Consider the following 22,921-nt stretch of genomic DNA (forward strand, 5'->3'; position numbering starts at 1 on the left):
GTCGGCGCCCCGTCCTCCGTCCCGGAGCGACACCCCCAGACGGGCGGCGAACCCGCCCTCCCCCGTCCGCAGGAGGACTGCGATCATGTCCGGATTCACCACCCGACCCCAGCTCCGCGGCGACTTCGGCATGGTCGCCTCCACCCACTGGTTGGCCAGCGCCACCGGCATGTCCGTCCTGGAGCGCGGTGGCAACGCCTTCGACGCGGCGGTCGCCGCGGGCTTCACCCTCCAGGTCGTCGAACCCCACCTGAACGGCCCCGGCGGCGAGGTCCCCGTCGTCTTCCAGGCCCGGGGCGGCTCCCCGCGCGTGCTCTGCGGCCAGGGCGTCTCGCCCGCCGCCGCCACCATCGGGGCCTTCGAGGAGCTGGGGCTCGACCGTGTCCCCGGCAGCGGGGTCCTCGCCGCCACCGTCCCCGGGGCCTTCGACGCCTGGATGCAGCTCCTGCGCGACCACGGCACCATGTCCGTCCGCGAGGTCCTGGACCACGCCATCGGCCTGGCCGAGCGCGGCTACCCCGTCCTGGGCAGGATCGCCGCCGCGCTGGAGGCGCTCACCCCGGTGTTCTCCCGGCACTGGGCGGGCTCGGCCGCCGTCTACCTGCCGCACGGCGCCGCCCCCGCCGCCGGAACGCGGCTGCGCAACCCGGCGCTCGCCGCCACCTACCGGCGCGTGGTCTCCGAGGCCGAGGCGGCGGGCGGCGACCGCGAGGCCCAGATCGAGGCGGCACGCCGTTCCTGGTACCAGGGCTTCGTCGCGGAGGCGGTCGGCGCGTTCCTCTCCCGTCCCGTCCCGAACGGCCACGGCGAGCCCCAGCGGGCCCTGCTGACCGCACAGGACATGGCCGACTGGAGCGCCTCCTACGAGGACACCGTCAGCACCGTCTACGGTTCCCACACCGTGCACAAGACGGGACCCTGGGGCCAGGGACCCGTCATGCTCCAGCAGCTGCGCATGGCCGAGGCGGCCGGGGTCGGGACCGACGCGCGCCAGGGCGTGAGCTCGGACTTCGTGCACTGGAGCACCGAGATCGCCAAGCTCGCCTTCGCGGACCGTGAGGGCTGGTACGGCGACCCCGGGTTCGTCGACGTCCCGCTGAAGGACCTGCTCAGCCCCGACTACGCCGCCGAGCGGGTGCGCGGGATCAGCGACGGGCGCGCCGACCTGGAGCCGCACCCGGGTGCGCCCGGCGGCCGCGTCCCCTACGAGGCGCCGGTGTACCTGGCCGGGGAGGCCCCGGGCGACCGCACCACCGGCGAGCCCACCGTCCGCGACGCCGCCGGGCGGACCCCCACCGACCTGCGCGGCGACACCTGTCACGTGGACGTGGTGGACGCCGACGGCAACATGGTCTCCGCGACGCCCAGCGGCGGCTGGTTCAGCAGCTCGCCGCTCATCCCCGAACTCGGGTTCCCCCTGGGCACGCGGGCGCAGATGTTCTGGCTCGACCCGGCCTCGCCCAACGCGCTGGCACCGCGCCGTCGCCCCCGCACCACCCTCTCCCCCACCCTGGTGACCCGTGCGGACGGCGAGGCGGTCCTGGCCATCGGCACCCCCGGCGGTGACCAGCAGGACCAGTGGACCACCACGGCCCTGGTGCGGGTGCTCAACGGCGTGGACGACCTCCAGGAGGCCCTGGACACACCCATGTTCCACACCAACGCCTTCCCCAGCTCCTTCCACCCCCGCGAGACCGTTCCAGGCGACCTGGTCGTGGAGCCGGGCGTGGGTGAGGGGGTCGTCGACGACCTCCGACGCCGGGGCCACCGGGTGCAGGTCGCCCAGGAGTGGTCGCTGGGCCGTCTGGCGGCGGTCGCCCGGGACCCGGAGAGCGGTGAGCTCCGCGCGGCGGCCGACCCCCGGGGCGCGCAGGGGTACGCCGCCGGGCGCTGACCGGCGGGCAGACGAAAACGTACGGAAGCCCCCTCCGACTGGACAGGAGGGGGCTTTGTCGCGGCCTGGGGGTAGTGGCATGGCTTGACCGGACCTCTTGCCAAATCGGTCGGTCACTGCTTATGTAGACCTGTGCGGCGGGACCCCGGCCTGCGAGGTCGTGGAATCCCCGCCACAACTCCATACCACCCAAGGGCCGACCACCGCTGTCTCCCCCTCCCTCAGCGGCGGCCCTGTCCCCCCTCCTAACCGAGGCCTGCCTTCCCCTCCCGGCGGTTTTTCGGACATGGAGAAGGAAGGGCCGTGGTGCCACCGCCCCGGTGGCACCACGGCCCTTCCCGTTTCCGGGGTCCGGGCCGGGGATCAGGTGCTGACGCGCACCGCGCCCGCGTAGTTGGCGGTGCGCACGGGGGTGACCCGCACGTCCAGACCGGTGCGCGGCGCCTCCAGCATCTGGCCGTCACCGAGGTAGATCGCCACGTGCGAGATGTAGTCCGGCGCGGTCGGGTCCGAACGCCAGAACAACAGGTCACCGCGTTCGAGGTCGTCCCACTCCACGCGCTCGCCCGCGTTCCACTGGTCGTGGGTGACGCGCGGGATGGACACGCCCTCCTCCTGGAACGCCCACTGGAGCAGGCCGGAGCAGTCGAAGCCGACGTCGGGGGTGGTCCCGCCCCACACGTAGGGGACACCGAGCTGGGTCTCGGCGTTGGCGATGATCCGTTCGATCACCGAGGAGGGCACGGCGTCGCCGTCGACCCGGGGTTCGGGAGCGTCGGCCACCAGCTGGAGGGAGGCGTCCTCCCCGAGGATCTCCTCCATCTCCTCGTGCAGGTCCCACAGGTCGGCGTCGGGGGCGGAGACGACCAGGGCGTTGCCCTCGGGCATGCCCAGTTCACGGGCGAGTTCGCGGGAGACGAGGGCGTCGATCCCGGCGATGCCGGAGGTGGCGTGCGTCCACACCTCCAGGGGGACCTCGCCGTTGCCTCCGGCGAGGGTGATCTCGCCGCCGACGTCCAGTTCGCGTTCGGTGCCGACGTCCTTGGACAGCGCGACGTGGCCCTCCGCGACCCCCTGCCAGATCTCGTCGGACTCGGCGGAGGGCCGGGGGGCGTGGTTGCGGAAGCTGGAGGGGTTGACGCCCAGCACCGAGGTGGGCTGGCCGTCGACCTCCACCCGTGCGGCGTCGACGGTCAGGACGTCGTCCACGCCGTCGATGTCGCGGACGGCGTCGACGACCTCGCGGGGAAGCCGTTCGGGGGACACCGCGAAGTACTCGACGGAGCGCGCCTCACGGAAGGGCGCGACGTAGGTGTCGCGCCTGAGTTCCGCGACGTCCGCGACGTCGGGGGTTTCGGTCGGGGATTCGGCCGCGCGGGGTGCGGAGCCGCTGGGGGTGGCGGACTCGGGGGAGAGCTGTTCGGAGAGGGGAGGCCGGTCCTGGACGACGGGGTCGGCCCAGGCGGGCCCGGCCCCGAGGGCCGTGAAGGCGACCGCGAAGGCGGCCGTGGTACCCGCACATGTTCTGAGACGGTTCCGCACGGGGGTCGATCACCCTTTCTGGGACCGCGGCGGGCGGGGGGAGGCGCTGCGGCGCACGGCCTTAGATGACATGGTCCGGGTCCAAGAATGGGTGCACCTGGTCGCGTTTGCAAGACGCCCACGCCGTCCGATACCGGACGTCCACCTATCAGCCGCTTGTCCGTTCCCTGGGGATATCCCGTCTTTCGGCGTTGCGTCACAGGTCCGCATAACAGTCCGTAACCGAAACGGAGAGGGGAAAGCGGACCGGAGTGTCCCCGAAGAGGATGGTGCGGGTCCGTTCCTGGGCGCGGTCGATGGTGCGGACGGTCTCCTCCGCGCGCTCCTCGGGCACGTGCAGGACCACCTCGTCATGGACGAAGAAGACGATCCCGCCGCCTTCGGGGGCCCAGGGGAGTTCCTGGCGGAGCGCGGCGAGCAGGACCAGCGCCCACTCGGCGGCGGTGGCCTGGACGACGAAGTTGCGGGTGAACCGGCCGTGGGCGCGGCGTCGGCGGTCACCGTCGGTGGCGGCGACCGTCGCCGACCAGTCGTGCGGGGCGGGAGAGGTGCGGCCCAGCCAGGAACGGACGATCCCGCCGCCCTCACCCGTGCGGGCGGCGGAGTCCACGTACTCCAGGGCCCGGGGGTAGAGGCGGCGCATCGTGGCCAGCAGCGGCGCGGCGTCGCCGGAGGTCTGCCCGTACATGGCGGCGAGCAGGCCGATCTTCGCGCGTTCGCGGTCGTCGCCCACGTGCACGGCGAGCCGGGCGTACAGGTCCTCCTCGGCCGCGGCGGCGGCAAGGGCGGCGTCCCCGGAGACGGCCGCCAGCACCCGGGGTTCGAGCTGCCCGGCGTCGGCGCGGACCAGGACCCAGCCCGGGTCGGCCCGCACGGCCCGGCGGACCGACTTGGGGATCTGGAGGGCGCCGCCGCCCCGGGTGGCCCACCGCCCGGAGACCACCCCGCCCACCACGTAGTCGGGCTGGAAGCGGCCCAGCCGGGGGCCGTCGGCGTCCTCGCGGGGGAGCTCGCGCACCCAGGTCTCCAGCCAGGACCAGCCGTTGGCGGAGTACAGGCGGGCGAGCTCCTTGTAGCGCAGCAGCAGCGGGACGAGCGGGTGGTCCACCTCCTCCAGGACCCAGGACCGGGTGGACTCCACGGGGTGGCCGACCCACGCCATCGCCCTGAGGACCTGCGCGGGCGAGTCCGGGTTGACCTCGTGGCCGACGACCTCCCCGATCCGCGTGACCAGGTCGGCGAGGACCGCCGGGCGCTCACCCGCGCGCGGTCGCGGGCCGAGGATCTCGGTGAGTACCCGGTCGTGGACGTCCGGGCGCCAGGGAAGGCCGTCGTGGCTCATCTCCACGGCGGCCAACGCTCCCGCGGACTCCACGGCGACCAGCAGCGCCATCCGCCCCGGTTCGGGCAGCGCCGCGACCCGTCTTCGCTGGTCGTCGTGGACCTCCACCAGGGCGGCCAGCCGGTCCGTGCCGGGCGGGAGTGTGGAGCGGTCGGCCTCGAACAGCGCGGGTTGCGCGGCGGTCCCCTCGCCCAGCGGCCGCACCGGGTCGTCGGGGACCGGGAGGTCGTGCAGGCGGGCCCAGGACGCGCCCAGGGAGTGCGGTTCGGAGTGCCGGGCCCCGTGGCCCAGCAACAGGGCCTCGGTCAGGCCGACGTCGTGGCAGCGGGCCACGCGCACCCCGGCGCGGACCAGGTCGGGGTAGAGGTCGCCGGTGTCCGCCCAGACCCACCGGACGGGCACGACCCCGCCGTCCCCTCCCCCGCTCTCCGCGACGGGTTCCTCCGTCCCGTCCCTCCCGGAACGGTCCTCCTCGATCGCGCGCACGGCGGCGGCGAGGTCTCCCACCCGGCGTGCCGGAGCGGCCGCGGCGCCCTCCCCGAGCTCACGCAGCCATCCACCGCCCTCGCCGTCGGCGACCACCGCGATCCGCATGGGCCCAGTCTCCCCCGGGAGACCGACAAACGGCGGCCGCCGCACGGGCCGGAGGGCGCGGTCCGCTCCGTACCCGCCGTCCCGCGCGGCGTCCGGGGAACAGGCCCCTAGCCGCCGGGGCGCACCACGTTCTCCAGGGGCTCCTCGGAGGCCCAGCGGGCGAGCTGTGCGTCCATGAAGGCGCGAGCGCGGGGGTAGAAGGCGGCGGAACCGCCCGCCACGTGCGGCGTGAGGTACACGCCGGGGGCGTCCCACAGCGGATGGGCGACCGGAAGCGGTTCGGGGTCGGTGACGTCCAGGGCCGCCCGGACCCGGCCGTTCTGGGCGAGCAGGGCACCGGTGTCCATCACGGCGCCCCGGCCCACGTTGACCACCAGGGCGTCGTCACGCAGCAGCGCGAACTCGTCCGCGCCGAACAGGCCCCTCGTCCGCTCGGTGAGCGGGGTGACCAGGACGACCACGTCCGCGCCCGGCAGCAGGTCGGGGAGTTCGTCCACCCCGTGCACGTCCTCCTCCGGTCGGGCACGGCTGGCCACCCGGACCACCTCGGTCTCGAAGGGAATCAGGCGCCGCTCGATGGCCTGCCCGATGCTGCCGTAGCCGACGATGACCACCCGGGAGTCGGCCAACGACCGCTGCGGGACCGATCCCCAGCGGTGTTCGCGCTGGTCGATCGCCCACCGGGGCAGGTCGCGCTGCGAGGCGAGGATGAGCGCGAGCGTGTGCTCGGCGGTAGTGGCGTCGTGCAGACCCCGGCCGTTGCACAGGGTCACGTGGTCCGGCAGGAGGTCGAGGACCTGCTCGTACCCGGCCGAGACCAGCTGCACCACCCTGAGCTCGGGCATGCGCGCGATGACGTCCAGCCGTTCGTCCACGCCCTGGGTGGAGGGCGCGTAGGGCACCTGGTAGAAGGTGACGTCCTCCAGTCCCTCGTCGGGGGCCGGACCCCCGGTGTAGAGGTCGACGTGGAGCGATCGGGGCGCGTTGTCCCTGTTCTGCTCCCACTGCACCAGTGCTCGGCCGCCCATGTCGCCCGCTCTCCTTCTGCTCGGTCCGTGTCACCCGACACCCTAGGGGCTCGCCCGGGTGCGGGGCCGAGGGCGGGTGCGCGGCCCGGCTCCCGGTCAGACCCGGTGGTCCCGCGCCGCCACGGCGCCGAAGCGCGAGAGCTCGTAGCAGGCGACGGCCGCGGCGGCCGTGACGTTGAGCGAGTCGACGTCGCGGTCGGCCATCGGAATGTGGACGCGGGAGGTGGCCCGCTCCAGCCAGCGCGCGGACAGACCGTCGCCCTCGGTACCGAGCAGCAGCCCCACCCTGGCGTCGGGTGCGAGGGCGTCCATCGCCTCGCGCAGCGGCAGCGACCCCTCTCCGGGGGTGAGGGCCATCAGGTCGAAACCGGCCTCGCGCAGGGTGTCCAGGCCGCCGTACCAGTCGTCGAGGCGGGTGTAGGGCAGGGTGAAGACGGCGCCCATCGACACCTTCACGGACCTGCGGTAGAGGGGGTCCGCGCAGCGCGGCGCCAGCACCACGGCGTCCACGCCCAGACCGGCGGCGCTGCGGAAGATCGCCCCGACGTTGGTGTGGTCCACCAGGTCCTCCAGAACCACGATGCTCCGGGCACCGGACAGGACCTCGTCGAGCGCGGGCAGGGGGGCGCGGTGGTAGGCGGCGAGCGCGCCCCGGTGCAGGTCGAAGCCGACCAGCCGTTCGGCGGTCTCCTCGCTCACCACGTACAGCGGGGCTCCGGAGCCGGAGACGACGTCGTCGAGGGCGCGGGCCCGACGCTCGGTGAGCAGGAAGCTGCGGGGGACGAACCCGGCGGTGGCGGCGCGGCGGATCACCTTGTCGCCCTCGGCCATGAACAGGCCGTGCTCGGTCTCCAGGTGGCGACGGAGGTTGACGTCGCGCAGCCGGGTGTAGTCGGCCAGACGCGGGTCGGCGGGGTCACTGACCCTGATGACATCCATGGTCAGCGATTATCCCGTGCGGGACCGGGTGGGTCAGCCGATCTGCTCCGTGACGGCACGCAGGCGCTGCCAACGGGCCTCCTCACAGGAGCCCTTGCGGGAGAGTGTGGTGTCGATCTCCTCGCCCTCCCAGGTGCCCTCGATCGCCGCCTCCTGCGGGCCGTACACCTTGTCGGTGCAGACGGTGCCCGAGCGGACCTCGGTGAACAGCTGGTCGCCGGAGACCCCCTGGTCGGGCTCCTCCTCGCCGGCCCCGGACTCGGGGTCGCCGGCGGTCGGATCCCCGGCCAGCTCGGCGGCGGCCTCGGCCATCACGGCGCAGGGCTCGGGGTCGGAGGCCAGGTCGCCGGTGCAGTTGAGGGTCTGCACCCAGGCCAGCCCCCGGTCGCTGACGTTGATGCGGAGGTGGCCGACGGGACCCTCCAGGTCGGCCGAGTCCTCCTCGGGCTCGATGACGCTCCCGAGCACCTCCGGGGTCGTGACGTTGGTGGTCTCCACGTCCTGCGGAGGCAGCATCGAGGGGGCGACCAGCACGGCGTAGGCCACCGCACCGGTGCAGCAGGCACCGGCGAGCAGCACGGTGCCGAGACTGCCTCGGCTCCTACGGTCACTGTGCGAATGGGACATGCCATAACCCTCAGGGTTTGGTTGGTCACGGGGGACGACCGCCACGCGCGAGGCCCCGTTCTCGGGGCGCTCGGCCAAACGGACGCCAAGTATCGGTCAAGCGAATACCGGGCAATCGTAGCCGGGAGTGAGGAGTGCTACCCGCCGGGCACCGTAACAAAGCGATCACCCCGCGCTCCGGGGAGGCCCGCACCGGGGGCGCTGTGAGCCGGACCACCCCTCCCCTTCCGCTCCCGCATTACCAACGAGTAAGGTCCTGGTGAGGAATCGTTCGTGTGCCATCGGTCGGTCGATCACATCCACAGTGTGTGACGCCCTCCGTCCCGCGATGGTTCTCAGAGATCCCACCGCGGGCGCCGGCGCCGAACCCCGCGACCGCCCCCTGAAGACCGGCCCCGGGAGGCTCCCGCCCCGGGACCGGAGCCCGCCACACCCCCGGAGTTCCCGTGTCCAGTGGACGCCACCGCCACCCCTCACCGACCGCCGCGAACACCCGCAGGGTGGTGCGGTCGCCGTTGGGGATCACCGCGATCGTCGTCGCCCTCATCGCCGTCGCGGCGATCGCCGTTCCGGTCACCATGAACGCCCTGGGCTGCGGCGAGACCCGCTACCTGCGCGTCTCGACCACCCAGAGCGTCGCCCCGGTGATGCGCGCGGCGGCGACGGAGTTCAACGCGGAGCGGCCCGGCTACGGCGACGCGTGCGTGTTCGCGCAGGTCGACGAGATCGCACCCCACCGGATCATGGCGGCCCTGACCGGCGGCCAGACCGGTGACTCCACCATCGCCCCGCACGTCTGGGTTCCGGAGTCCTCCGCCTGGGTCGAGCTGGCCCGGGTCTCCGACGGAGGGGCGCACGGGATCGAGACCGACCCGCCCTCGCTGGCCAGCTCGCCGGTCGTGCTCGCCGCTCCCCCGGACACCGAGGGCATGCCGGACCAGGACGACGCCAGCTGGAGCATGCTGCTGCCCGACGAACGCGAGCCGGACCGCCCTGTGGTGATGGTCGACCCCAACCGGGGCGCCGACGGCATGACGGTGATGCGCGCGATCCGCGAGCACCTGGGCTCCGGGGACACCGCCGACACCGCCATGACCGACTTCGTGCGCGACGTCCAGCTGGACAGCGCCTTCGGGGAGATCGACCTCACCAACGTCTTCACCGGTTCCGCCGCCTCCAACGACCGGGTGGACCCGGTGATCGCCGTCCCCGAGCAGGCCGTGGTGGACTACAACGAACGCCGCGCCGACTCCGCGCCCGCGCTCCAGGCGCACTACGTCAGCGAGGGCACGGTCAACCTGGACTACCCGTACGTGACCACCACGGAGAACGCGGAGCTCCAGGCCGCGGCGGCGGACCTGTACGAGGTCGTCCGGGGCAGCGAACACCGGCAGAGCCTGCGCGAACTGGGCTTCCGCGACCCCGGCGGCGAGGCCGCCCCGGTCCTGGCCGATCGGCCCGGGATCATCGCGGAGCAGCCGCCCGTCGGGGACGACCTGACCGGCGACGCCCTGCTGGCCTCGGTCACCGACTGGAACCGGCTCTCCATGCCGTCCCGCACGCTCGTGCTGGCCGACACCTCCCAGAACATGGCGGACGACCTCAACGGCGGTCCGCGGCGCGTCGAGGTCGCCCAGCAGGCGGCGCTGATGGGCCTGGGCCTGTTCCCCGACGAGACGGACATGGGCCTGTGGCTGATGTCGGAGGAGTTCGGTGACGAGGGCCGCGACAGGGCGGCGGACATGCACCCGCTGGGCGCCGGCGACGACGGCGACGTCACCCGACGCCAGGAACTGGTGCGGGTGGCCGAGGAACTGGAGGTCGAGGGCGGCGGGTCGCGCCTGTACGACAACATCCTGGCCGCCTACGACGAGGTCCAGGACGACTACCACGAGGACAAGATCAACAGCGTCATCCTGCTGACCGCGGGACAGGACGAGGGAACCAGCGACCTCTCCCACCAGGAGCTGGTCGCCGCCCTCCAGGACCGGTTCGACCCCCAGCGCCCCGTCACGATGTTCATCATCGCCTTCGGGGAGCAGGCGGACGGCCCGGAGCTGGCCGAGATCGCTCGGGCGACCAGCGGTTCGTCCTTCGTGACCGAGGACCCGGACGAGATCGGCGACATCTTCCTGAGCTCGATCTCCCGGCGTCTGTGCGTCCCCAACTGCGACAACTGACCCGTCCGCCCCGGGCCCCGTTCGCGTGGCCCGGGGCGTTGAGTAACGTTCCCACCGGTAACACACAGAAGGTCGCGCAAGACAGGAACTCGGCCGGTACACACGGATTCGCCCGTATCGCGAACACCGGGCGCCCGACACTCCCATCCCCCTGTACGACACCCCGTCCGTACACCACCTCGTGAGGAAAGCTGTGGGACGTCACCGCGGAAAGTACGCAGAAGGACCCTCCGACCGGAGCAGACGCCGCCGTGGACGCGGCGGGGCCGTGGCCGCCCTCGCCGCAGCGATGGTGATAGTGGTCGGGCTCGCCGTGGCGGGTGTGTACATGTTCGGTCAGGGCGACGGCTGCGGCGGCTCCGACATCGAACTGAACGTGGCGGTCAGCCCCGAGCTGGCGCCCGCCCTGGCCGACGTCGCCGGCGACTTCAACGCCGAAGAGCACACCGTGGACAACCGCTGCGTGCGCGCCAGCGTGCGTGAGGCCGACTCCGCCGACGTCGCCTTCCAGATCACCGGCTCCGGCGCCACCAGCGGTGACACCGACTCCCACGTGTGGATCCCCGACTCCTCCGTGTGGCCGCGCCTGGTCCAGAGCCAGGCCGGGGACGCCGTCATCACCGAGACCGGCACCTCCGTCGCCCGCAGCCCGCTGGTGGTGGCCGAACTCGCGGAGTTCGCCGAGGACAGGGAGGGGACCACCTGGACCGACGTGGTCCCCACCGCCGCCCCGGGCGAGGAGACCGACCGGGTCGTCCGCGTGGTCGACCCGACGCGCAGCTCCAGCGGTCTGGCCACCCTCTACCTGCTCAACGGCGCCCTGGAGGAGGCCAGCCCGGACGCCGACTCCTTCAACGCGCACATGACCGCCGCGCTCCAGTCCCTGCACCGGGGCGCCTCCGCCGACGAGGACTCCGCCTTCCTCGCCCTGAGCGGGGGCAGCGCGGAGGCCCCGCCCGTGATGGTGATGTCCGAACAGTCCGTGTGGCGGTACAACACGGCCCACGCCGACGCCGCCGCGCAGCCCAGCTACCTCGACGACGGCACCTACTTCCTCGACTACCCCTACATCGTGCGGAGCGAGGACAGCGAGATCACCCGTGCCGCAGAGGTGTTCCGGGCGTCGGTGCGCTCCGAAGAGGCGGCCGAACGCCTCCTCGACGAGGGGTTCCGCGGACCCGAGGGGCAGCTCGACGACGGCGTGCTGACCGGGGACGCCGGGTTCCGCCCGGAGGAGCCCACGGAACTGCCCGCGCCCTCCGAGGGCTCCATCACCGAGCTGACCCGCTTCTGGAACCAGCTGAAGATGGACTCCCGCGTGCTGACCATCGTCGACGTCTCGGGGTCGATGCTGGCCGAGGTGCCCGGTACCGGGCTCACCCGCATGCAGGTGGCCGGGGCCGCCTCCGCCGAGGGCCTCCAGATGTTCTCCGACAGCTCCGAGCTGGGCCTGTGGGAGTTCTCCACCAACGTCAACAACAACCTCCACTACCAGGAGGTCGCCCCGATCCGGGAGCTCCAGGCCACCGACGACTCCGGGAACGAGCACCGGGACGTGCTGGGAGCCGCGCTCCAGGGGATGCAGCCGCTGCCCGAGGGCGACACCGCGCTGTACGAGACCTACCTGGCCGCGTACCAGGAGATGTCGCGCACCTACCGGCCCGACCGGACCAACGTGATCCTCATGCTCACCGACGGGGACGACGACAACCCCGGGGGCATGGAACTCGACGAACTGATGTCCCAACTGGAGTCCATGTCGAGCCCCTCGCGGCCGATCCCGATCATCACGATCGCCTTCGGCCCGGACGTGCGGAACCTGGAGCCGCTCCAGCAGATCGCGGCGGCCACCGGCGGCGCCGCGTACATGACCGAGGACCCGACCGAGATCGGGGACATCTTCCTCCAGGCCTTCTCACTGCGCATCGTCGGGGACGAGGACGAGTAGGGCCCGGAACGGAAGGTGACATGTACCTGTCCACCCACCGTCCGCTATGGACTTCCCACTCCCGGTGGCGTACCACGGGAAGGGCCCGGATTCGGGGACCCGTCGCCTCCTGCGCCCGGATCGACGGGTCGGAGACCCACCGCGGTCGGATTGGGGAGTGCCATGGCGAAGGCGTGGATGGCCGGTGCCGAGAGGATCGAGGGCGCGCCCGCACGCACGGCCGCGGGGACCGGCGCCCCCCGGGCCGTCTGGACCGTGACCGGAACGGACCCGGACGTGTGGTCGGCGCGTGAGGAGGCGGTCCGGCTGGTCCGGGAGGGCACGGCCGCCCACCTGGTGTGGAACCCGCGCACCGGCGCGGTGGCCCAGGCCCTGGCCGCCACCCGGCGCAGCGACCTCCCCCTGGGCCGCACCGACCGGTTCGACCGGTTCCTGGACCACGGAGACGAGGGGCGGGTCTGCGTGGTGGTCGCCGTGGTGTCACTGGAACGGGAGCCGTTCACCGACGGTCCGCTCCTCGGCCTGGGGGCGATCCTGGAGTGGCTGGAGTCGTGGGGCGTGCCCAGGAGCTGGCCCGCCGGACCGCCCGGCCTGTGGCCGGTGAACCGGCCTGAGGAACGGACCCGCGTGTGGGCCAAGGGCGGGCACTTCGGGCACGACCAGGTCCCGGGATCCCTGTCGACCGCCCCCGGACGGGTGAATCCCGAGCACGTGCTGACCGAGCCCCTCACCCTCGAACCGCGACCCTCCGTGACCACGTAGACACGCAGACGGAGGCCTCGTGGAGATTCGGATACCACTGGTCAAGTACGGCTCCGCAACCCCTTAGTCTGTCGCCCATGGGTGGATCTATCGAGCCGGGTTGGTACGCCGACCCACAGGGCGACGCGCAGACGCTCAGATGGTGGAACGGTGACGAGTGGACGAGGCATACCCGTTCACTGAGCGAGCTCCAGGCCGGCTCCGACGAGGAAGCCGCCACCACCGATCTGGGCCGGGACGGGGGCCCCTCCCCCTCCGAGGACGACGAGGGAACGGTCCGGCTGGGGACGAGCGCCCCGACGCCGATCGACGACGATCCGAGCACCATGCGCATCGACCCCTCGTGGGCCCGGCGCACCCCTGACCCCGCACCCCCCGAGGACCCCAGCACCGTCCGCGTCAACCAGTCGCCTCCCTCCCCCACCCCGGTCGGCGACGAACCCGGCACGATGCGCATCGACCCCTCGTGGGCCCGGTCCCCGGACGACGAGGCGACCGCCGACATGGGCGGCGCCACGATGCGGGTGAACCCCTCCGACCTTCCCGGTTCCGAGGACGAGCTGCCCACGGCGGACCTCACCAACGACGAGATCCCCACGGCCGACCTGTCCGGTGAGGCGCCCCGTACAGCGGTCTTCGACCCCAACACCATCGGTGAGACGCCGGGCACCGCCGTGTTCGACCCCAACACCGTCGGCGAGACCCCGGGCACCGCCGTGTTCACTCCGGGAGGTTCCCCCGGCGGCACCGCGGTCTTCGACCCGAACGACCCGATGTTCTCCGGCGGCTCCGACGAGGACCCCAGGAGCGGCAAGTTCAAGGGATTCCTCGGCAACCTCAAGGAGGGGTGGGCCGACCTCTCCGAGGAGCGTAAGGAGCAGCGCCGCCACGCCGAGGAGGAGGCCGCCAAGAAGCGCGAGGAGGAGCGGGTCCTCCGCGAGGCCGAGGCCAGGAAGCAGGCCGAGGAGACCCAGAAGCAGGCGGAGGAGGAGCGCAGGCGAGTCGAGGAGGCCGCCAGGAACGCCCCCGCTGCCAACCCCGCCCCCAACCCCGCCGACGCCGGTGCGCCCCCCGCCGGTTGGACCCCCCAGAACCCGGGCCAGCCGCAGCCCCCGTCGGGTCCGCAGCCCGGCTTCGTCGCCCAGCCCCCGTCCGGCCCTCAGCCCGGTGCCTTCCCCGGGCACCGTCCGCCGACCGGCCCCCAGCAGTCGGGCCCGCCCCAGCCGCCGACCGGTCCCCAGCAGGGCTTCCCCCCGCACCAGCAGTTCGGTCCGCCCGGCGGGTACCCGCCGCCGATGGGCAACCGGCCCCCGATGCCTCCGCAGGGTCCGCCGCCCCAGCAGTTCGGTCCGCCTCCCGGCGGCCCGCGCGGCCCCATGGCCGGTCCTCCCGGCCCCGGTGGCCCGGGTGGCCCGCCGCCCGGAGGTGCCCCCTGGGGTCCGCCTCCCGGAGGTCCGCCTCCCGGTGGCCCGCGCGGCGGCAACCCCTACGGCGGTCCGCCCAACGCGTACGGCCCGCCGCCTGCGCCACCCAAGCCGCCCAGGAAGAAGCGCGGCTGCGGTTGCGGCTGCTTCTTCTTCGTCCTGATCCCCCTGATCATCCTGGTGATGCTCTACCTCCAGTTCTGGGACGTGTGGGACTGGATGTACGACATCTTCGACCTGGGTCTCCCCCAGGGCGAGTCCGACCCGTTCATCTGGGACTGAGAACCCGTCACGGGGGCGGTGGGCCGACGGCCCACCGCCCCCGTTCGCTTCCACAACCCCTAAGCTGACCGGTATGAATGACAGTTTGGTGTGGATCGACTGCGAGATGACCGGCCTCGACTTCGAGAACGACGCGCTGATCGAGGTGGCCTGTCTGATCACCGACGGTGAGCTGAACATCCTCGACGAGGGTGTCGACGTCGTGATCAAACCCCCGCAGGAGGCCCTGGACCGGATGGGCGACTTCGTCCGGAACATGCACACCACGTCCGGGCTCCTGGACGAGCTGGACAAGGGTGTGACGCTCCAGGAGGCGGAGGACCGCGTGCTGGAGCACATCCGCCAGTACGTGACCGAGCCCCGCAAGGCGCCCCTGTGCGGCAACTCGATCGCCACCGACCGCACGTTCCTCGCCCGGGACATGCGCCGGATCGACGATTTCCTGCACTACCGGATGGTCGACGTGTCCTCCATCAAGGAGCTCCTGCGCCGCTGGTACCCGCGCGTCTACTACGCGAGCCCGGAGAAGAACGGCGGCCACCGGGCGCTCGCGGACATCACCGAAAGCATCCGTGAGCTGCGGTACTTCCGCGCGGCCGCCTTCGTCCCGGAACCCGGCCCGAACTCGGCCACGGCCCGTGCCATCGCCGCCGAGGTCGTCGCCGACGGCACCGGCCTGAAGGCACGTGACGCGGCTCTCCACACCGCCCAGCCGGAAAACTGATCGAAGCACTCCCCGGAGTCCGCTAGAATTTCATACGTACGCAGGGCCGAGAGGTCAGGCGCACGTGGTGGGTGTAGCTCAGCCGGTAGAGCACTTGGTTGTGGTCCAAGAAGTCGCGGGTTCAAGTCCCGTCACTCACCCCAGAGTCGAAAGGCCCTGATCCAGAGGATCAGGGCCTTTCACGTTCCCAGGGGGTTCCTCGACCGTCGACAGGGTACGACCGTCACCGGTCCAGCGACAGGAGGCGTCCGTGGGCAGATCGGTTCTGGTGACCGGTGGCACGAAGGGGATCGGGCTCGGGATCGCCAAGGCGTTCGCGAGGGCCGGAGACCGGGTACTGATCGTCGGGCGTGACGAGGCCAGGGCACGGGAGGCCGCCCATGGCGTTCCAGGGGCGGAGTGGGCCGTCGCGGACGTGGCCGATCCCGAGGACTGCGTGCGCGTGGTCGAACAGGCCGTGCGGAGCACCGGCGGCCTGGACGTGGTCTGCGCCAACGCCGGTGTCTTCCCCTCGTCACCGCTGGTGTCGATGGCCCCGGAGGAGCTTGACCGGACCATCGACACCAACCTCAAGGGCACCGTGTTCACGGTCCAGGCGGCGGTGGAGGCCCTGACGCTCTCCGAGCAGGGTCGCGTGGTGATCACCTCCTCCATCACCGGACCGCTGACCGGATACGCGGGTTGGACGCACTACGGCGCCACCAAGGCGGCCCAGCTGGGGTTCATGCGCAGCGCCGCCCTGGAGCTCGCACCACGGGGCGTCACCGTCAACGCCGTACTGCCCGGCAACATTCGCACCGAGGGTCTGGACGACATGGGACCGGACTACCTCGAACGCATGCGCGCTGCGATCCCCCTCGGACGTGTCGGGGAGGTTGAGGACATCGCCGCGACCTGTCTGTTCCTGGCCGGTCCCGGGGCCTCGTTCATCACCGGTCAGGCCATCGTCGTCGACGGAGGCCAGGTGCTACCCGAGGACGGCGGCGCCTTCGCGACTCCCGCCTGAGAACGCCGCCTCTGCGGGTGAGCGTCGGTCGACGTCACCTAGTCGGTCCGTCGCTACCCACCGCGGGACCCTTGGGCCTACCACTGGTCGGCCATGGGAACTTGCGGGACCCGCTTCCACTCCTGGCCTTGAGTTCGGATGCCTTCTTCGCCCTGTTGAACTCCGCATGGAATTCGGCCTTCCTGGCATCCGAGGCAGCGAAATACTCTTTGGGGTTTCTGGGGAGCTTCGAGTTGTCCGCACCATTGTTACCCGCATGCAGCACGGTTTTCTGTAGGGCCTGGTAAGCCTGGTGCACCTTCAGCTTGGCTTGATCGCCGGGATAGGCCTGCTGAAAAATCCTGTCTGCCGACTCGTGCAACCTCAGGAAGGTCGGGGCTGTCACAGAGTTGAGCTCCCCGCGCTTCACGATCTCCCTTGAATACTTCCAGTAGTTGGAAATCCATTTCCGGGACTCCTGCTGCCCCAGGGGCTGACTCCGGTGCCTTTCAAGAAAGTCCGATGCCCCGCGAGGGCGAGACAATTTCCCATCAGGACCACGTTGGTTCACGTAAAGATCCTTGCCCGATCTGTCCGTGACAACAACACGAGAGATGCTCTCTGATCCTTCCAGCGCCTTGACCGTCTCCGGAACACGCTGGTACGCCTCGTCATGGGCCGCCGCACTCGTCCAGCGCCCCTCACCCGAGTACAGGTAACGCGATACCGAGTCAAGAAGGCTACGGTCCGCGTTGACAGCCAGCGCAGAGACCTCGACCTTATAGGGGGCGCCCTTGTTGTTCGCGAAAACCTCGGCATTCTTGAGCACCATGTCGGTGTTGCGGAAGGTCCCCTCAAGCAGAACGCTGTAACCCTCCTTCCTGGCATGTTCCAGACTCTTCCCCACCCACTGACCGGAAGCCTTGGCCGTCACATCGGGCATGAGCAGACGGTTCTCATCCATGACCTTCGAGTAGTCAGGATGAAACCGCCTCAGATCATCCCCGATGACAGGGACCAGATCCGGATACCGATCGTTCAGGACATTGGCTGCCTGAGTCTTTCCGGCTGCGGGCTGGGCACCGACGAGGGCAAGTACACGTCTGTCCTCGGCCCTCCTTCGTTTCCTGAATACGAACCTCTTCGCCAGCCTGAACCCGTCGTCCAGCTGCTCATCCCGAAGAGTGTACCGATAGCGGTCCTTCACCTACTTCCCCTTCAGTTCCGAGAGTTCGGCCTTGAACTCTCGAATCCTGGCGACCATGGCTTCTCGGTCACTGAAGTCAGTGGCATCCTTCCTGTCATCGACGCCGAGAGCCACCTGAATGAGGCGTTCCTCCTCTTCAGGAGAGGAGGTTGACCTGGACAGGTGGATGTACTCCCCGCTCAGTCGATTCGCCAAGTCACCCAGCACGTCGACAACGACACTCATGGGCGTGGAGCGATCCAGCATTCCATCAGAAAAGTCAGGCATCGATATTTCTTTCTCTGTGAAATCTGAGCGAAACACATCCACCGTACCACTCGCCCAGTTCTGATTTTCAGGACGCCAGCCCTGCTACTCCAAGTACGAGCGAACATGAAGTCCGCTCCGATTCCTCTCGCTGACCGAAGAACCCATGGGGCCACACGGTGCTGGGGCTGCCTCAACCCGGTAATTCAGCCATCATTCGACAGTTCTACCGACCTCGGGGGCCCGCTGATCTGCGGGGACGTCCTCGTTCGGTCGAACTCATCCCCTTGGCGATTTCCGGGCGAGAACCAGACCCGCGAAGTCGGAGTGCTGATCGTCAGGATGGGCTGGCACCGTCTGGGGTCGTGGCACACGACGGTTCGAGCCGGGGTGGAGGGGGTGATCATCGACGTGCACGGGCCCCGGCCTCGCCCGGAAGGAACACGCACTCAACCGGTGGGGGATCTGGTGGAAGTCAAAGAGACCCCCACCAACGGAACTCGCTGTCAACGGCGCCATCAACACGGGTGGAACCTTCCGCCCGTCCGCCTTCCCGCCTCGGAACAGCCGGAGGTTCGCTCCGCGCGGCGGACCAGGCGTCGGAGGCCCATGGTGCGCACCGCGGCGACACACACGACGTCAGTGGAAGAAGCCGATGATTCCGTGTCCGCGGCTGGCGGCGGTGCGGATCCAACCCAGGACCGAGGTGACCGCCTCACGCATGTACGGGTCCTCGATCTCCGCGATCTGTTCCGGGGTGACCGCGCGTGCCTGCTCGTCCGCCAGACCCACGGACTTGGCGGACCAGGAGTCGCCGTCGTCCTGGTCGCCCGCCAGGTACTCGACCCCCACCGCGTGCACACCGAGACCCGAAAGGGTCTGGTCCACCTCTCCGAGCCACCAGTACTTCACCGGGTAGAAGCGGCGGTTGTCGAGGAACGTGCCGTACATCTCGCACTGCGAACGCACCGTCTCGGAGGCGGGGCGGGTGATCCGGTCGATGTCGACGCTGAAGGCCATCAGTCCTGAACTCATGCCCCGAACGGTACGGAGCCCCTGTGACAGTTCGGCTCTCTCGGCGTGGAGACGGGGACGGTGGTCCTCTCCGTGTGAGACTGGGCCACCTCGACGGTCCGGGCGCGACCGCCGGAGAGGAGCCCGCGTGAAGATCACCCTCACCCAGTTCGTCTCGCTCGACGGCGTCAGTCAGGGTCCCGGTTCGGCCGACGAGGACACCTCCGGCGGGTTCACCCGGGGCGGCTGGTTCGTGCCCTTCATGGACGCGACGTTCGTGAGCACCGCGTCGGAGTGGCTGGACCACGCGGACGGCCTGCTGTTCGGCCGACGCACCTACGAGGCCTTCGCGCGTGACTGGCCCCGGATCACGGAGCCCGATCCGTTCACGGTGCGGATGAACTCGCTGCCCAAGTACGTCGTGAGTTCCACGCTGGCCGAGGGCTCCTGGGATCCCACCACCCTGTTGGGAGGGGACCCGGTCAACGCCGTGAACAGCCTGCGGGACCAGCCCGGGCGTGAGGTGCAGATCCACGGCAGCGCGCGGCTCGGCGGCTTCCTCCTGTCCTCGGGGCTCGTCGACTCGCTCCGACTGGTGGTCGCGCCCACCGTGGTCGGTGAGGGCCGACGACTGTTCACACACCCGTCGCAGAGCACCGGGTTCCGCCTGGTCGGACGGGACCACACCCCGTCCGGTCTGGTCCTGCTGGAGTACGTCACCTCCGGGGCGGCTCCGTTGGCGAACTACGAGGGCGTCAACTCACTCACCTGAGTCAGCGAGCGCCCGCCGCGACACCCTCGACCGAGACTCCGGCGCGCAGCACTACTCGATCTGGTCGTCGCGGAGGGGGTCGAACTCGGTGCTTGCGCCGTGGGCCCGCACCAACCCTGGCACTGTCACATGCGGGATCGACCAGGTGGTGCGGATCCTGGGGGTCGACGTGACCGCACCGGACGGGCTCCTCCGGGCCCGGATCACCCTCGTGGCCCGAGACCTGATGGAACACCGACCCGGTCAGGCGTCCGGCGGGCCCGTGTCCCGTTGGTGCCGTTCACCCGGCTCGCTCCCGATCCACCTCCCGTCTCCGCGGTTCCTGGCACGCGAACGTCCGCGGTGGCCCGAAGCACGTCCGTGTGGCACCCAGGCACACAGACGAGAACGGGCCTCCGCGGCTTCCCGAGGCATAACCCCACCTGGCTCTGCCCCGGGCACGTCCGGTTTGCGGGACGACCACCTCTCCGACCGGCGTGGAGCCGGGCTGTCCGCCGCGAACGATCACTGCGCCGTGTGACCGGTGCGCGGACGGCACGGACTCCTGGGCCGCCGGGGAGCCTCCCCATCACGGTGCTCCCCCACGGGCCGCCGACGCGGGCCTCCGCCCGACCGGAAGACGCGTCGGAGGAGAGGGGTGTCGTCCTTCACCAACCGACTCCCCCGGTCGCCCAACCGAGGGTTCAGTTGTCGAGTGAAGAGCTGCCTGGGGGGCCACGGGCCCGGGTCGTCTCCCCGGCCCACCAGTGGTCGTCCGCGGCGATCGCGTGGTCCGGTCCCTCCGCCGAAGGGGATCGGACCAGCTCGCTCCCGGACGGGCCGTCGTCGTGACCCCGGAGGAGGACGTCGCCGGTTGCCACGGGCACGGGGGCCACGGGAGGTCGGACGTGGTTCGGAGGGTCGTCGTCCCGGGGGGTGACGTCGTCCTGCGGCTCAGCCCTCTCGGAGGGCGCGACGGACCTGTTCGGGGCGGGGCCGTGGTCGACCACCAGGACCGGGGGGTCGTCCTCGACGTCGAAGCGCCGCCAGGCGGTGCTCCCGGACTCGTCCGCCGCCCCGAGCCTCAGGTGGAGGTGGTGTTCTCCGTTGTCCAGGGCCCGCTGGTAGGCCTCGGTCACGTCGAACTCCACGCCGCCGTGGAGCGGGCAGGCCGTGTGCCCGCCCCGCACGTTCCGGGTGTCGAGCAGACCCAGGGACTCCGGCTGGTCGTTCCAGGTGGTTTCCTCGTCGAACGCGTCGACCCGGTGCAACTCCACGGCGGAGTCGCTTTCACAGTCGTAGGACCACGCCACGACGGTCCGTAGCACGGCGGATTCCACCACGGAATCGGTACCGAGTTCCACCGGGAAACGGAAAAGGGCCCTGCGAGTGTACACACGGTCCCATGCGAGGCGACCCGTACCCAGACTTCCGATTTCGGCCATGTTGGAAGGTTGGTCCGGAAACGCGCGGTCCACATGGGCCCACAGCGAACTCGCGGACTGAATTCGGCCACCGCCGTAATGCGGGATCGGGGAAGGGCTATCGCTGGCGTGAACGCCAGGACCTTCGTGCGATCCGCCAGTGGCCGGGGAGACCTCCACCGGACCGGAGCCCGGAGCACTTTCCTTGACGGTGGCGGGTTTCTCGTCAGCCGCGACGGGTGCACCCACCCCCAGCGAGAGAACCAGGGCGTAGGTCGCACAGGCCGCCGTCGCGCGGGTCAGGGTACGACGCATTACGGTTGGTGCCTACACATTCCAACGATGACCGAAAGCAATTCCGGCGAGGCATCGTGCCACGCCTTCAACTAAGAGGAATTTACCAAATTCACACCGCACCAGACAAACAACGGGGATATATACGCGGACCAAAACCACCATTACCCCACAAGACAAACGAGGGCCACCGGAAGCCGCTCCGGGAGCCGAGATCGTCTTCGTTTTCCACCGTGACTCATTCGGCAACAACCAAAATAGGGATCGTTTCAAACCGAAAACCGAAGGCGTGCGACCACTCCCCCGCTCCCCACAGCGGGAGCGAGAGCGGGAGCGCACCACGAGATAGGTTGCGGACATGGAAGGCAACGATCCCGACGCCGGGGTGCTCCGAGCCGTGGGCGTCCGACTGCGGCGTCTGCGTGGCCGGGCGGGACTGACCCTCGCCGAGCTGTCGGAACGCACGGGGATCTCACCGAGCACGCTCTCGCGCCTGGAGACCGGACGGCTCCAGCCCACCCTCGGGCAGCTGCTCCCGCTCTCCCGCGTCCACCGGGTGCCGATCGACGAGCTCGTGGACGCGCCCAAGGTGGGTGACCCGCGCGTCCACCTGCATCCGGTGCGCCGCTTCGGTCTGACCTTCGTCCCGCTCACGCGGCGCGCGGGCGGGATCCAGGCGTACAAGGTGGTCTACCCGCCGTCCCGGACCCTTCCGGCTCCCGAGCTGCGCACGCACGAGGGCCACGAGTGGTTCTACGTCCTCACCGGAACCGTGCGGCTGGTCCTCGGTTCCGAACAGGACGTGCAGCTGCACGCCGGGGAGGCGGCCGAGTTCGACACCCGGACCCCGCACTGGATCGGCAACCCCGCCGAGCGGGCGGTGGCCGAGGTCATCGCGATCTTCGGGACCCAGGGCGAGCGCGTCCACCTGCACGGGTCCTGAGGACCCGCGCGCGCCGTTGCAGATCCGCACGGAACCGTGCCCGGACCCGCCGCCACCGCCCAGCATGGGCCTCATGCGATCCGAAACCGGGGTCCCCTCTCCCGCACGGGAGTTCTGGGGCCAGCAGTACAGCGACGAACATCCCTCGACACCCCCTCCGCAGCCCAACACGGCCTTCGCCGCGCTCGCGGCCGAACTGGCGCTCGTACCGGCCCCGCGCCGAAGAGCGCCCCGGGGCCTCGAACTCGCGTGCGGGCGCGGCGGGGACGCCCTGTGGCTGGCCGCGCGGGGGTGGCGGGTCACGGCGGTGGACGTCTCGGAGCACGTGGTGGACGTCCTGGCCGAACGGGCCCGGCTGGCCGGAGTCGGGGAACGCCTCGACGTGGAAGCTCTCGACCTGGCGTCCTCCGTGCCCGACACCGGCCCGGTCGACCTCGTCTACACCACCTACTTCCACGCCACGACGGGCCTCGACAGAGACGCGGTCCTGCGCACGGCCGCGCGGTCGGTCCGCGACGAGGGGATCCTGCTCGTCGTCGACCACGGTTCGAGCGCGCCCTGGTCATGGAACCGACACGACGAGCATCCGACCGCGGACGACCTGTGGCACTCGCTCGACCTCGGGCCGGAGTGGACCGCCGCCGTGGTCGAACAACGCACACGACTCGCGCACGGACCCGGCGGGCGCTCCGCGACGGTGGTCGACAACGTGGTGGCGGCACGCCGCCGTCCGGGGACGACTCCGAGGACCGATCGGGCCTGAACGCCCGC

At 70.8% G+C, this 22,921-nt stretch carries 19 protein-coding genes and 1 tRNA gene; 11 read left to right on the forward strand and 9 right to left on the reverse strand.

Annotation, left to right across the window (positions count from 1 at the left end):
- Window positions 1–85 precede the first annotated feature (85 nt).
- Complete coding sequence (locus AC0VYL_RS20300) at window positions 86–1,894, forward strand: gamma-glutamyltransferase family protein (protein ID WP_475455087.1); 1,809 nt, start codon at window positions 86–88, stop codon at window positions 1,892–1,894.
- 363 nt (window positions 1,895–2,257) lie between these two features.
- On the opposite strand, the gene AC0VYL_RS20305 is transcribed toward AC0VYL_RS20300, so the two are convergent.
- From AC0VYL_RS20305 to AC0VYL_RS20325, 5 genes are all read right to left on the reverse strand, one after another.
- Window positions 2,258–3,436 (reverse strand): C40 family peptidase, encoded by a 1,179-nt coding sequence (locus AC0VYL_RS20305; RefSeq protein ID WP_475455089.1) that lies wholly within the window; start codon window positions 3,434–3,436, stop codon window positions 2,258–2,260.
- A 196-nt stretch (window positions 3,437–3,632) separates the two neighbouring features.
- The gene (locus tag AC0VYL_RS20310) at window positions 3,633–5,372 is read right to left on the reverse strand and encodes a bifunctional 3'-5' exonuclease/DNA polymerase (RefSeq protein ID WP_475481148.1); all 1,740 of its coding nucleotides are present in this window, start codon (window positions 5,370–5,372) and stop codon (window positions 3,633–3,635) included.
- 107 nt (window positions 5,373–5,479) lie between these two features.
- Window positions 5,480–6,400, reverse strand: a complete 921-nt coding sequence (locus AC0VYL_RS20315) for a 2-hydroxyacid dehydrogenase (RefSeq protein ID WP_475481149.1) — start codon at window positions 6,398–6,400, stop codon at window positions 5,480–5,482.
- 96 nt (window positions 6,401–6,496) lie between these two features.
- Entirely contained in the window at window positions 6,497–7,339 is an 843-nt protein-coding gene (locus tag AC0VYL_RS20320) for a TrmH family RNA methyltransferase (RefSeq protein WP_475481150.1), read from the reverse strand.
- A 33-nt stretch (window positions 7,340–7,372) separates the two neighbouring features.
- Entirely contained in the window at window positions 7,373–7,966 is a 594-nt protein-coding gene (locus tag AC0VYL_RS20325) for a hypothetical protein (RefSeq protein ID WP_475481151.1), read from the reverse strand.
- Between the two features lie 446 nt (window positions 7,967–8,412).
- Here AC0VYL_RS20325 and AC0VYL_RS20330 point away from each other — a divergent pair, with 446 nt between their 5' ends.
- The 7 genes from AC0VYL_RS20330 (at window position 8,413) to fabG (ending at window position 16,292) form a co-directional block, all read left to right on the forward strand.
- Window positions 8,413–10,146: a substrate-binding domain-containing protein gene (locus AC0VYL_RS20330; protein ID WP_475481152.1), complete on the forward strand. Its 1,734-nt coding sequence runs from the start codon at window positions 8,413–8,415 to the stop codon at window positions 10,144–10,146.
- A gap of 193 nt (window positions 10,147–10,339) precedes the next feature.
- Complete coding sequence (locus AC0VYL_RS20335) at window positions 10,340–12,094, forward strand: substrate-binding domain-containing protein (protein ID WP_475481153.1); 1,755 nt, start codon at window positions 10,340–10,342, stop codon at window positions 12,092–12,094.
- 162 nt (window positions 12,095–12,256) lie between these two features.
- Window positions 12,257–12,856, forward strand: coding sequence for a hypothetical protein (locus AC0VYL_RS20340; RefSeq protein WP_475455101.1), 600 nt, complete (start codon window positions 12,257–12,259; stop codon window positions 12,854–12,856).
- A gap of 77 nt (window positions 12,857–12,933) precedes the next feature.
- The gene (locus AC0VYL_RS20345) at window positions 12,934–14,562 is read left to right on the forward strand and encodes a DUF2510 domain-containing protein (RefSeq protein WP_475481154.1); all 1,629 of its coding nucleotides are present in this window, start codon (window positions 12,934–12,936) and stop codon (window positions 14,560–14,562) included.
- 73 nt (window positions 14,563–14,635) lie between these two features.
- Window positions 14,636–15,286 carry an oligoribonuclease gene (gene orn, locus AC0VYL_RS20350; RefSeq protein WP_475481155.1) on the forward strand — a complete coding sequence of 217 codons (651 nt, stop codon included), beginning with the start codon at window positions 14,636–14,638 and terminating at the stop codon, window positions 15,284–15,286.
- Window positions 15,287–15,353: 67 nt separating this feature from the next.
- Window positions 15,354–15,429: transfer RNA gene (locus AC0VYL_RS20355), tRNA-His, on the forward strand.
- A gap of 107 nt (window positions 15,430–15,536) precedes the next feature.
- Entirely contained in the window at window positions 15,537–16,292 is a 756-nt protein-coding gene (gene fabG / locus AC0VYL_RS20360) for a 3-oxoacyl-ACP reductase FabG (RefSeq protein ID WP_475481156.1), read from the forward strand.
- Window positions 16,293–16,326: 34 nt separating this feature from the next.
- Here the strand turns inward: fabG and AC0VYL_RS20365 are convergent, their stop codons facing one another.
- The 3 genes from AC0VYL_RS20365 to AC0VYL_RS20375 form a co-directional block, all read right to left on the reverse strand.
- Window positions 16,327–17,478, reverse strand: a complete 1,152-nt coding sequence (locus AC0VYL_RS20365) for a zeta toxin family protein (protein WP_475481157.1) — start codon at window positions 17,476–17,478, stop codon at window positions 16,327–16,329.
- Window positions 17,479–17,745, reverse strand: coding sequence for a hypothetical protein (locus AC0VYL_RS20370; RefSeq protein WP_475481158.1), 267 nt, complete (start codon window positions 17,743–17,745; stop codon window positions 17,479–17,481).
- 618 nt (window positions 17,746–18,363) lie between these two features.
- Window positions 18,364–18,759, reverse strand: a complete 396-nt coding sequence (locus AC0VYL_RS20375) for a DUF7691 family protein (protein WP_475481159.1) — start codon at window positions 18,757–18,759, stop codon at window positions 18,364–18,366.
- 127 nt (window positions 18,760–18,886) lie between these two features.
- Between AC0VYL_RS20375 and AC0VYL_RS20380 the strand changes: the two genes are divergently transcribed.
- Entirely contained in the window at window positions 18,887–19,510 is a 624-nt protein-coding gene (locus tag AC0VYL_RS20380) for a dihydrofolate reductase family protein (protein WP_475455124.1), read from the forward strand.
- A 683-nt stretch (window positions 19,511–20,193) separates the two neighbouring features.
- Here the strand turns inward: AC0VYL_RS20380 and AC0VYL_RS20385 are convergent.
- Window positions 20,194–21,228 (reverse strand): DNRLRE domain-containing protein, encoded by a 1,035-nt coding sequence (locus AC0VYL_RS20385; RefSeq protein ID WP_475481160.1) that lies wholly within the window; start codon window positions 21,226–21,228, stop codon window positions 20,194–20,196.
- Window positions 21,229–21,565: 337 nt separating this feature from the next.
- Between AC0VYL_RS20385 and AC0VYL_RS20390 the strand changes: the two genes are divergently transcribed.
- Window positions 21,566–22,150, forward strand: coding sequence for a helix-turn-helix domain-containing protein (locus AC0VYL_RS20390; protein ID WP_475481161.1), 585 nt, complete (start codon window positions 21,566–21,568; stop codon window positions 22,148–22,150).
- A 73-nt stretch (window positions 22,151–22,223) separates the two neighbouring features.
- Window positions 22,224–22,913, forward strand: coding sequence for an SAM-dependent methyltransferase (locus AC0VYL_RS20395; RefSeq protein WP_475481162.1), 690 nt, complete (start codon window positions 22,224–22,226; stop codon window positions 22,911–22,913).
- Window positions 22,914–22,921: the final 8 nt, after the last annotated feature.

The sequence above is a fragment of the Nocardiopsis sp. iso_238 genome (assembly GCF_056173325.1).

Excerpts from the sequence above, each read along its gene's own strand:
- AC0VYL_RS20300 (WP_475455087.1), top strand. The coding sequence starts at position 86 with ATGTCCGGATTCACCACCCGACCCCAGCTCCGCGGCGACTTCGGCATG.
- AC0VYL_RS20310 (WP_475481148.1), bottom strand. The coding sequence starts at position 5,372 with ATGCGGATCGCGGTGGTCGCCGACGGCGAGGGCGGTGGATGGCTGCGT.
- AC0VYL_RS20315 (WP_475481149.1), bottom strand. The coding sequence starts at position 6,400 with ATGGGCGGCCGAGCACTGGTGCAGTGGGAGCAGAACAGGGACAACGCG.
- AC0VYL_RS20320 (WP_475481150.1), bottom strand. The coding sequence starts at position 7,339 with ATGGATGTCATCAGGGTCAGTGACCCCGCCGACCCGCGTCTGGCCGAC.
- AC0VYL_RS20325 (WP_475481151.1), bottom strand. The coding sequence starts at position 7,966 with ATGTCCCATTCGCACAGTGACCGTAGGAGCCGAGGCAGTCTCGGCACC.
- AC0VYL_RS20340 (WP_475455101.1), top strand. The coding sequence starts at position 12,257 with ATGGCGAAGGCGTGGATGGCCGGTGCCGAGAGGATCGAGGGCGCGCCC.
- AC0VYL_RS20345 (WP_475481154.1), top strand. The coding sequence starts at position 12,934 with ATGGGTGGATCTATCGAGCCGGGTTGGTACGCCGACCCACAGGGCGAC.
- orn (WP_475481155.1), top strand. The coding sequence starts at position 14,636 with ATGAATGACAGTTTGGTGTGGATCGACTGCGAGATGACCGGCCTCGAC.
- AC0VYL_RS20370 (WP_475481158.1), bottom strand. The coding sequence starts at position 17,745 with ATGCCTGACTTTTCTGATGGAATGCTGGATCGCTCCACGCCCATGAGT.
- AC0VYL_RS20375 (WP_475481159.1), bottom strand. The coding sequence starts at position 18,759 with ATGAGTTCAGGACTGATGGCCTTCAGCGTCGACATCGACCGGATCACC.
- AC0VYL_RS20385 (WP_475481160.1), bottom strand. The coding sequence starts at position 21,228 with ATGCGTCGTACCCTGACCCGCGCGACGGCGGCCTGTGCGACCTACGCC.
- AC0VYL_RS20390 (WP_475481161.1), top strand. The coding sequence starts at position 21,566 with ATGGAAGGCAACGATCCCGACGCCGGGGTGCTCCGAGCCGTGGGCGTC.
- AC0VYL_RS20395 (WP_475481162.1), top strand. The coding sequence starts at position 22,224 with ATGCGATCCGAAACCGGGGTCCCCTCTCCCGCACGGGAGTTCTGGGGC.